This window comes from Bacillus sp. Bwzl_19 (assembly GCF_054900515.1).
Map to the genome: position 1 here is coordinate 16135 of NZ_JBUBKZ010000002.1, position 11826 is coordinate 27960.

Below are 11826 nucleotides of genomic sequence, written 5' to 3' on the forward strand. Positions count from 1 at the left end.
GCCTTCTTCAAAACAGGAATGAAACCAACTGGAGGGATATGAATGTCAGAATTCAAACAACAGGAGTTGTTCTGGGGCCGAATGTTTCATGCGGAAGACCGCCCCAGTGCATTCCCTTCGTTTCAAGTGTCCGACTCAACAGTAAAGCGTGATGTAACGGGTGCATCTGATTGTATTCACAGTACATTGAGTGCGGATGTATCACGGCGCATCCTGACCATGACGCATCAAACGCCAATGGCCGTCTATCTGGTTCTTCTGATCGGTATTGAATCCCTATTGTATAAATACACAGGGGAAGAGGACGTGATTACAGGAGTTCCAACTTTTGAAGACGAAACTGATGAAGATCTTCGTGCAGATCAGCTCATGTTAATTAAACAGCATATCAATGCCGACAGTACGTTTAAATCGATATTCCATGAACTGAAACATACGCTGGATGAAGAGATCTTATATCAGGACGTTCCCTTTGATAAAATGGCCGGACAGCTGCAGCTGAACTACAATGAAAATCATTTGCCGAACGTCCATACAGTTGTTTCGTTAGAGCAAATTCATCCTGATCGTTTCATAGAAACGGCTGCTTCAGATGCTTTGTTTCAGTTTGCTATGGGAGAAGACTCGATTGATGTAAAGTTATTTTTTAATGAACAAGTCTATGACCGTCAGTATATGATGCAGGTGCTCGGGCATTTAAACCGCCTGTTTTCCGTCATATTATTTCAGCCCGATCTCACCCTCGGCGAAGTGGATATTTTGTCAGAAACGGAGACAAATACATTTCTCGTTGACTATCATCATACGAAAACTGAATATCCGCGAGATAAGACGATTTATCAGTTATTCGAAGAACAGGTGAAACGGACACCGGATCAAGCAGCCATTATTTGCGGAGATAGGCAATTCACGTATCGCCAGCTCAATGAACGTGCCAATCAATTAGCCCGAACGTTAAGGGCCAAGGGCGTAATGGCGGACCGGCTTACCGCCATCATCAGCGAACACGAGATTGAACTGGTTGTGGGAATACTGGCCGTTTTAAAAGCGGGCGGAGCCTACGTGCCGATTGATCCGGATTATCCGAAGCATCGCATACAGTATATAGTAGATGACTCCCAAGCTGATATCGTCTTAACGCAGAGCCATCTCTCAAAACAATTGGAACTTGCAGGCACAATGGTTTTCATCGATGAGGAAAGCTCTTACCACGAAGACGGATCTGACCTTGAACCGATCAGCAGTACAAAGGATTTGGCCTATGTCATTTACACGTCAGGTTCCACAGGCAAGCCGAAAGGTGCAGCAATTGAGCATCAGGGTTTAACCAATTATATTTGGTGGGCCCGCGGGGTATATGTCAAAGGAGAAAAAACCAATTTTCCGCTATATTCGTCCATCGCTTTTGATCTGACGGTAACGTCTGTTTTTACTCCGCTTATTACCGGAAATACCATCATTGTCTACGGAGGAGAAAACAAGGCGGTCTTGCTTGATTCCATTATTCAGGATTCAAGGGTGGATATAATCAAGCTGACCCCGGCTCATTTGCAATTATTGAATGAAATGAACATCTCTCCTGAGTGCACCATTCGGAAATTCATTGTTGGCGGCGATAATTTAAGCACGCGTCTCGCCCGAAACATCACCGGGAAATTCGGCGGCAGAATCGAAATCTTTAACGAATACGGTCCTACAGAGACGGTCGTCGGCTGTATGATTTATTCCTTTGACCCGCAAAACGACAGACGGGAATCAGTGCCGATCGGAACCGCCGCGGACAACATGAACATTTATGTGCTGGATAAGAGCATGAAACCGGTGCCGATCGGCGTCCCGGGGGAAATGTATATCAGCGGGGACGGCATCGCCAGAGGATATTTGAACCGGCCGGAATTAACATCTGAAAGGTTTATGCGGAACCCCTTTGTACCGGAGGCGAAAATGTACCGGACGGGAGACTTAGCAAGATGGCTGCCGGACGGTAATATCGAGTACCTCGGAAGGATCGACCATCAGGTAAAAATCCGCGGGTACCGCATTGAAATCGGGGAAGTCGAAGCGGCATTTTATCAGATACCGCCGATTCAAGAAGCTCTCGTTATCGCACAAGAAACCAATGGGGAAACGACTTTGTGCGCCTATTATACCGCCCAGCATTCTTTAACCGCGGGTGAGATCCGTGAACATCTGTCCCGGCAGCTTCCGGCCTATATGATCCCTGCTTATTTCGTACAGCTGACAGCGATGCCGCTTACTTCCAACGGAAAAATAGATCGTCAGGCGCTGCCTGCTCCAACGGGAAATCTCACTGGCAATACCTATACAGCTCCGCGGACGGAACTGGAAAAAATACTAGCCGGGGTGTGGGAATCGGTATTAGGCACAGAACAGGTCGGTATCGACGATCATTTCTTTGAGCTGGGGGGAGATTCGATTAAGTCGATTCAAGTGACCTCAAGCCTGTATCAAGCCGGATATAAGCTTGATATCAAACACTTGTTCAAACACCCGACAATCTCCAGACTTGCTCCTTTTGCAGAGCCGGTCACCCGGATCGCAGAACAAGGGGAAATGAAAGGCCAGGCTTTACTGACACCGGTTCAGCATTGGTTTTTCGCCCGGCAATACCCTGATCCGCACCATTATAATCAAGCCGTCATGCTTTATTTTAAAGAGGGTTTGGTTGAATCGAAGCTTCGGGAAGTCATGAAGAAGATTGCAGAACATCATGATGCTTTGCGCATGGTCTTTGTTCCGGCAGATCATGGATACCAAGCCCGAAACCGGGGGATCGGTGAAGGAGATTTATTCAGCCTCGAAGTTATCTCTTTACTCGAAGAAAACAACCCTGCCCAAACGATTGAAACGATATCCGATGATATTCAGCAATCCATCCATTTAGCCGAAGGACCGCTCATGAAATTGGGATTGTTTCAATGTCAGGATGGAGATCATTTGCTGATTGCGATTCATCATCTGGTCGTCGACGGCGTATCGTGGAGAATTTTACTTGAAGATATAACGTCAGCCTATGGGCAGCTCCAAAACGGCGAAGCGATCAGGCTTCCTAAGAAGACGGATTCCTACCTGCTATGGGCTGAACGATTGAAACGTTATGCAGAAAGTGCAGAATGTGAAGCGGAAAATCAATACTGGTTCGGGCAGAGCCATATCCCGCAATACAAATTGCCAAAGGACAATGAGCAGGAGGCCGGTCTGGCCGAAGACCGGGAAACCATCGTCGTCCAATGGACAGAGGAAGAAACCGAATGTTTATTAAAAAGTTCGAACCGGGCCTATACGACTGACATTAACGATTTATTGCTGACCGGACTCGGTACAGCTGTTCATCGCTGGACTGGACATGAAGAGATTCATGTTCATCTGGAAGGACACGGCAGGGAATCTATTTTTCAAGACCTTGATATTTCACGTACGGTGGGCTGGTTTACAAGCCAATACCCGGTTTCTCTTCAAATTCAGGCAGATCAAGACGTCTCACAGCGGATTAGGACGGTGAAAGAACAGCTGCGTCAAATTCCCCAAAAGGGAATAGGATACGGCCTGATTAAATATTTGTCCGATCATCCGAAGGCATCTGAATGGACCGGACATCCGGAAATCAGCTTTAATTACCTCGGTCAATTTGATCAAGATCTCGAAAATGGAGGGATCGAGGTATCTCCTTACTCCGGCGGGAAAATTGCGAGTGACAGGCATCCCATTACCTATACGCTTGACATCAACGGCATGATTTCAGACAGCCGGCTGTCATTGGCCATCAGTTACTGCGGTAAACAATATCGAAGAGAAACAATGGAAATATGTGCCGATCTCTTAAAGAGCAGCCTGAAAGAAGTCATCGAACATTGTGCAGTTCAAGAACAAATTCAGCTGACGCCGAGCGATATTTCGCTGAAAGGCATCACAATCGCGCAATTAGATCAATTTGTTCAGCAAACACAGCATATCGGAGAGATTGAAAATATATATCCCTTAACACCCATGCAAAAGGGCATGCTGTTCCACAGCTTAATCGATTCGGCTTCCAGAGCTTACTTTGAACAAGCCGCTTTTGATCTCAAAGGCGACTTGGATATCGAGGCATTTACGATGAGTTTGTCACAGCTGGCAGAAAGACATGAGATACTCCGGACTCATTTTTACACCGAATGGAAAGATCAGCCTTTGCAGATCGTATTCCGAAAAAAACCTATCGAAATAACCGTAGAAGATATTCGAAGCATGGAGAATGAAGAACGCGGCGAGTTCATTACCGACTTTGTACAAAAAGATAAGGCAAGAGGATTCGATCTTACCCAAGATGCGTTAATGCGCGTATCAATCCTTCTTACAGAGGATGATCAAGCCCGATTGATATGGAGCTTCCATCATATTTTAATGGATGGCTGGTGTCTGCCGCTTATTACGAAAGAAGTATTTGAAACCTATTATGCGATTCTTGACAGAAGAAGTCCCGAGCGGAAGACCGTCACCCGGTACAGCCGTTATATCGAATGGCTGGAAGACCAGAATCATAAGAATGCTTCAGCCTATTGGCAAACATATTTGAACGGTTATGAAGGGCAAACCGTTTTGCCGAAAGAATCAGTTCCAAACCAAGCTGAAGGATATCAAAAACAAATGCTCGCATTCCCGCTCGGAAAGCAGCTCTCAGAAGAAATCAAACGGACCGCAAGTAAGCACGGCGTCACTGTGAATACCTTCATGCAAAGTGCGTGGGGATTGTTGCTGCAAAGATACAACAACAGTCAGGATGTGGTTTTCGGAACGGTCGTATCCGGCCGCCCGGCGGAAATTCCGGGTATCGAATCCATGGTCGGCTTATTTATCAACACCATTCCCGTACGTATTACTTCACAGTCTGAAATGACCGTGGAAGAAGTGTTGAAATTGAGCCAGGAGCAGGCATTGGCCTCTCAGGCATATGATACTTTTCCGTTGTACGAAATTCAGGCTCAAACCGAACAAAAACAGCAGCTGATCAGTCACATCATGGTGTTTGAAAACTACCCGGTCGAGAAGCAAATGGAGCATATGAAACAGGACCATGACGCGCTGGACATTATCAATTTCCATATGGAAGAGCATACCCATTATGATTTCAATTTCATTGTCATGCCGGCGGGGGAAATTGACATTCATTTTGTCTACAATGGCAATGTCTATGATCATGCAAGCGTCAAGCGGATGGAAGAGCATTTGATGCAAATCATTAAGCAAATGGTCAACAATCAGGCGGCCCGCGTCCAAGACCTGAATATACTTACGGCGGACGAACACTCGCTCCTCATAGAGGCATTTAATGATACGGCCGCAGATTATCCAAAGGAAAAGACGCTTCATCAATTGTTTGAGGAACAAGCTGAGCGAACGCCTGAGCAAACGGCTGTCGTATACGGAAAAAGCCGGCTGACTTACCGGGAACTGAATGAAAGGGCGAATCAACTTGCCCGGACATTGCAATCAGAAGGCGTGCAGCCAGATCAGCCGGTCGGAATGATGGTCGAACGTTCACTGGAAATGATCATCGGAATCTTTGGAATCCTAAAAGCCGGCGGTGCGTATGTACCGATCGACCCGAGTTATCCGGACGGCCGGATTCAGTATATCTTGGAGGATTCAGGCACGAAGCTGCTGTTAGTACAGAGTCATTTGAGGGAAGGCTTACCTTTTAGAGGAAAAGTGCTTGATCTGGAAGATCCGCGATTCTCCGGGGAAGATGCTTCAAACCTGGAACAGACGGCAGGTCCGAATCACTTAGCTTATGTCATCTATACATCGGGATCAACAGGCCGACCGAAAGGGGTTATGGTTGAGCATCGATCTGTCATCAATCGTCTCGTTTGGATGCAGGAACACTACCCGCTGGATGAACGGGATGCCATTCTGCAAAAAACCCCAATCACTTTTGATGTATCGGTATGGGAATTGTTCTGGTGGTCGATGACGGGTTCAAAAGCGGTATTGCTGCCAAACGGAGGAGAAAAGAACCCTGACGTCATTTTAGATACGATTGCGCAGAAAGATATCACCGTTATGCATTTTGTACCTGCGATGCTGCACGCTTTTCTTGAATCCATGGAGCAGAAATCCTCCGGGGAATTAAAAAGAAAGCTTGAAACATTAAGATATGTATTTGCAAGCGGCGAGGCTTTGACGCCTGCGCACGTTTCCGGGTTTCACCGTTTGATCACACCGGCAGGCAAGGCTCAAATCATCAATTTATACGGACCGACCGAAGCGACGATCGATGTATCGTATTTTGAATGCGAAGAGGGAGACAAGCATGCCTCAGTTCCGATAGGCAGACCGATTTCCAACATTCAATTGTATATCGTACAGCCCGAATCAGAACATCTTCAGCCGCTTGGTGTGGCAGGAGAGCTGTGTATCGCCGGAGACGGGCTCGCGCGGGGATATTTGAACCGTCCGGAGCTGACAGCAGAGAAGTTTGCAGATCACCCGCTTGAAGCAGGAAAGCGGATGTACCGGACAGGAGACTTAGCAAGATGGCTGCCCGACGGCAATATTGAGTATTTGGGGAGAATTGACCATCAGGTGAAAATCCGGGGCTACAGAATTGAACTCGGCGAGATTGAAACAGCTTTATTGCAACTGGAATCTGTCAAAGAAGCGATCGTCATCGCGATTGAAGAAGAGCGCTCCAAGCAGCTGTGCGCCTACTTGACAGGGGACGAAGCATTCAATACGGCGCAGCTGAAGCGGCATTTGCTGAACAAACTGCCCGCGTATATGATTCCGGCCTATTTTGTACAAGTAGAGAAGATGCCGATAACGGCTAACGGCAAAATTGACCGAAAAGCTTTGCCGGCTCCTGAAGAAAATAGAGTGACCGGAACTGAATACGCAGCACCGGGAACGCTGATTGAAAAGCAGCTGGCCGATATATGGAAAGATATTTTAGCGCTTCCTGAACCGGGGATTAAAGATGACTTCTTTGACGCCGGCGGCCATTCACTCAAAGTATTGCAGCTCATTCATCAAATTAACGCCAGTATGGGAATCAACATGCATTATCAAGCCGTATACGATTTTCCTACCATCGAAACAATGGCACGCGCCATTCAAGCGGCAGTTTTTGAATCCAAGACGGATAACGTATTCGTCAAGCTGAATCAGGAAGGTTCAATCCCTGTGTTCTGTTTCCCGCCTTTAATCGGGTACGGGCTGGTTTATAATGAAATGGCGAAAAGGCTTGATGGCGAATGCACCGTCTATGCCGCTGATTTCTTAGAAGAGCCGGCTCATGAGAAGGAGATCGTTGCCCGGTATGCAGAAAGCATGATAAACATTCAGGAACAAGGACCTTTTGTTTTGCTTGGATACTCTGCAGGATCAAATTTGGCGTTTGAGGTTGCCAAAGCTTTGGAGAATCGGGGACGCACCGTATCTGATGTGCTGATGCTGGATTCTAAAATCACCGATTCGGTAACGCATTTATCGGAAACGGAAATTGAAGAGATCGTCCGTTTGAATATAGATATCATTCCGGACTATTACAGAGAAATATTAACCATACCTTCGATTAAGGATAAAATCAGAAGCTATCTCACGTATCACAATGAACTGATCAATTCCGGCAACGTTAATGCCAATATCCATCATTTATTATGCGGCGATTTGACCGATAGAGGCTGGGCGCAATCCGCTGCACAGCATTACCTTGAATACAAATTAAAAGGAGACCATGTGACGATCTTTGAACCTCACAATATCGAAGAAAATACGGATGCCATTCGATCTATTATCAAAAGGATTGAAGAACGGCACCAGCACGGGCTTGTTCTTGAAGAACAACTGTTATTGGGATCGTTTGCGGGAGACACAAAGTTTGACAAAATGTAAATGATCCAGTGCAAAATGCCGCTGACTGCAATCGGCGGCATTTTTTATAAAAGAGGGTCAGATATTTGCAACGTTTTCACTCTAAAAATCATTCATTTTACGCATTCTTCATGACCTATTGTTGTCATATTTTTCAAAAACCAAATATGTGGAAACAGGAGGATGTTAAGCTGATGAAAAAGTGCAGCGTATGTTTATTGATTCTTGCTTTATTATTGAGCTGTTTACCTGGGGAATATGCGAATGCGGTAAGCGCTCCAATTGCAAAACATGCAGGGAATTCAAACCCGCTTATCGACCATCATTTGGGAGCAGATCCGTTTGCGCTGACCTATAACGGAAGAGTCTATATTTATATGTCAAGTGATGACTATGAATATAATAGCAACGGAACGATTAAAGATAATTCATTTGCCAATTTAAATAAAGTATTCGTCATTTCTTCAGCGGATATGGTGAACTGGACAGACCACGGAGCCATTCCAGTAGCAGGTGCTAATGGAGCTAATGGCGGCCGTGGGATAGCAAAATGGGCAGGGGCGTCATGGGCACCATCAATCGCAGTTAAAAAAATCAATGGCAAGGATAAATTCTTCCTTTATTTCGCAAACAGCGGCGGAGGCATCGGTGTTCTCACCGCAGACAGCCCGACCGCCCCATGGACAGATCCGATCGGAAAAGCGCTGGTAACGCCAAGTACACCAGGAATGTCCAGTGTTGTATGGCTTTTTGATCCGGCAGTGTTCGTAGATGATGACGGTACTGGTTACCTATATGCCGGCGGAGGCGTTCCAGGCGGTTCAAATCCCACACAGGGGCAATGGGCCAATCCTAAAACAGCAAGAGTCATGAAATTAGGGCCTGATATGACCAGTGTTGTCGGAAGTGCATCTACGATTGATGCGCCTTTTATGTTTGAAGATTCGGGAATGCATAAGCACAACGGAACATATTACTATTCCTATTGCCTCAATTTCGGGGGCGCGCACCCGGCCGATAAACCTCCAGGTGAGATCGGCTACATGACCGGCTCAAGTCCCATGGGTCCCTTTACGTATAGAGGGCACTTTCTGAAAAATCCGGGAGCATTTTTCGGAGGCGGCGGAAACAACCACCATGCTGTTTTCAATTTTAAAAACGAGTGGTATGTGGTGTATCATACTCAAACTGTCAGCTCCGCTCTGTTCGGAGCCGGGAAAGGATACCGTTCGCCCCATATTAATAAGCTGGTGCATAATCCAGACGGATCCATTCAAGAGGTAGCGGCAAATTATACAGGTGTAACACAGCTTTCTAATTTGAATCCATATAACCGGGTAGAAGCTGAAACGTTTGCCTGGAATGGACGGATTTTGACCGAGAATTCCTCTGCACCCGGCGGGCCGGTAAATAATCAACATATAACAAACATTCATAACGGAGACTGGATTGCTGTAGGGAATGCAGACTTCGGGTCAGGCGGTGCCAGGGCGTTCAAAGCAAATGTAGCATCCGCTGCAGGCGGAAGAATAGAAGTGCGGCTTGACAGTGTAAACGGAAAGCTTGCAGGAACACTGAATGTCCCTTCCACAGGCGGAACGCAAAATTGGAGAGAAATAGAAACTGCGGTAAGCGGCGTAACCGGTGTACACAACGTATTCTTTGTATTTACCGGAACAGGTACAGGAAACTTGTTTAATTTTGATTACTGGCAGTTTACGCAAAGATAACACCAGTTATGGCACCGCTTGTTTTCGAAATAAAAGCAGACAGAACACATTTTTCTAATACGGCAAAAGATAAAAGATATATGAAGGAGAGGAAAAAATGATGTCGGGCGTAAAAAAACCAATTTGTCTATTATTGGCATGTTTCACTATGCTGTCAGTACTGTTAATGGGCCCAGGCGCTGCTGAGGTCTTAGCGGCAAGTGATGTAACAATTAATGTATCTGCAGAAAAACAAGTAATTCGCGGTTTCGGAGGAATGAACCACCCTGCTTGGGTTGGAGATTTGACAGCTGCTCAAAGAGAAACTGCATTTGGCAATGGACAGAATCAGTTAGGCTTTTCGATCTTAAGAATTCATGTGGATGAAAATAGAAATAATTGGTACAAAGAGGTAGAGACTGCAAAGAGTGCGATCAAACATGGAGCAATCGTTTTTGCTTCCCCTTGGAATCCGCCAAATGATATGGTTGAGACTTTCAATCATAATGGTGACACTTCAGCTAAGCGGCTGAGATACGATAAGTACGCCGCATACGCGCAGCATCTTAACGATTTTGTTACCTTCATGAAGAATAATGGTGTGAATCTTTATGCGATTTCTATGCAAAACGAGCCTGATTACGCACACGAATGGACATGGTGGACGCCGCAAGAAATACTTCGATTCATGAGAGAAAATGCCAGTTCCATTAATGCCCGCGTGATTGCGCCAGAATCATTTCAATACTTGAAAAATATATCGGACCCCATTTTGAACGATCCGCAGGCGCTTAGGAATATGGATATTCTCGGAACCCACCTGTATGGTACGCAGGTCAGTCAGTTTCCTTATCCTCTTTTCAAACAAAAAGGAGCGGGGAAGGACCTTTGGATGACGGAAGTATACTATCCGAACAGTGATAACAACTCGGCGGATCGATGGCCCGAGGCCTTGGATGTTTCACAGCATATTCACAATTCGATGACAGAAGGGGATTTTCAAGCTTATGTTTGGTGGTACATCCGAAGATCATACGGTCCTATGAAAGAAGATGGCACGATCAGCAAACGAGGCTACAATATGGCTCATTTCTCAAAGTTTGTGCGCCCCGGCTATGTAAGGATTGATGCAACGAAAAACCCTAATCCGAATGTTTACGTGTCAGCCTATAAAGGTGACAACAAAGTCGTGATTGTGGCCATTAACAAAACCAATACAGGGGTCAACCAAAACTTTGTATTGCAGAACGGATCTGCTTCACAAGTGTCCAGATGGGTCACGAGCAGCAGCAGCAATCTTCAACCCGGAACAGACCTCAATGTAACCGACAATCATTTCTGGGCTCATCTTCCAGCTCAAAGCGTGACAACATTTGTTGTAAAGCGTTAAAGACAACATCATAGCAATAAGCCAATTTTCTCACACAAAAAAGAAAATTGGCTTATTTTCTGTGGTACAAGAGAAGTATTGATTTTTTAACTATGCACGGACATTGGGTATAATAAAGACAATGACTTCAAGGAGTGATCAATGTATGTCGCAGACTCAAAGCAAAGTATTAATAATAGATGACGAAAGAGAAATTTTGGAACTGATCAAAACCGTATTAATAAGAGAAGGCATTGATCGCGTGATTACAGCTTCTACTGCCCGTGATGGATTGGCTCAATTTCATCAAGAAAATCCAGATCTGGTTATATTGGATATCATGCTCCCAGACGGTGAAGGCTATGATATCTGTAAGCAAATAAGAGATATTTCACATGTTCCGATTATTTTTTTGTCTGCAAAAGGAGAGGAAACGGACAAAATTGTAGGACTTGCCATCGGTGGGGACGACTACATTACAAAACCCTTCAGCCCTAAGGAAGTCGCATATCGGGTCAAAGCACAGCTAAGAAGATCTTCTTACTTACAGCCATCTCAAACCGACACCCTGATAAAAGCAGGGCCCTTTGAATTACATCAGCAGCAAGCCGAGCTCACCAAAAACGGAGCGGCTATTGAGTTAACACCTAAAGAACTCATGCTCATGACATATTTTTTGCAGCATCCCAATCGGGTGATCAGTAAAGAAACACTTTATCAAGCTGTATGGGGAGAAGATTTCTTCGGTTCTGACAATACGGTGATGGTTCATATACGCAGACTCCGGGAGAAAATAGAAACCATCCCATCCACACCAGACTTTCTCGTCACTGTAAAAGGGTTAGGCTACAAATTTGTTGTAAAGGATGCTTAAGT

Annotated in this window: 4 protein-coding genes; all 4 read left to right on the forward strand. The window is 45.6% G+C overall.

Going from position 1 to position 11826, the window contains the following annotated elements:
* Positions 1-42: 42 nt before the first annotated feature.
* The 4 genes from ACW5MY_RS19625 to ACW5MY_RS19640 all read left to right on the forward strand — a co-directional run bounded on the left by ACW5MY_RS19625 (position 43) and on the right by ACW5MY_RS19640 (position 11824).
* On the forward strand, positions 43-7893 hold the full coding sequence (locus ACW5MY_RS19625) for an amino acid adenylation domain-containing protein (RefSeq protein WP_462061931.1): 7851 nt from the start codon (positions 43-45) through the stop codon (positions 7891-7893).
* Between the two features lie 170 nt (positions 7894-8063).
* Positions 8064-9602, forward strand: coding sequence for a glycoside hydrolase family 43 protein (locus ACW5MY_RS19630; RefSeq protein WP_289394461.1), 1539 nt, complete (start codon positions 8064-8066; stop codon positions 9600-9602).
* Between the two features lie 97 nt (positions 9603-9699).
* Positions 9700-10971 carry a glucuronoarabinoxylan endo-1,4-beta-xylanase XynC gene (gene xynC, locus ACW5MY_RS19635; RefSeq protein WP_014470348.1) on the forward strand — a complete coding sequence of 424 codons (1272 nt, stop codon included), beginning with the start codon at positions 9700-9702 and terminating at the stop codon, positions 10969-10971.
* 145 nt (positions 10972-11116) lie between these two features.
* On the forward strand, positions 11117-11824 hold the full coding sequence (locus tag ACW5MY_RS19640) for a response regulator transcription factor (RefSeq protein WP_014470349.1): 708 nt from the start codon (positions 11117-11119) through the stop codon (positions 11822-11824).
* Positions 11825-11826: the final 2 nt, after the last annotated feature.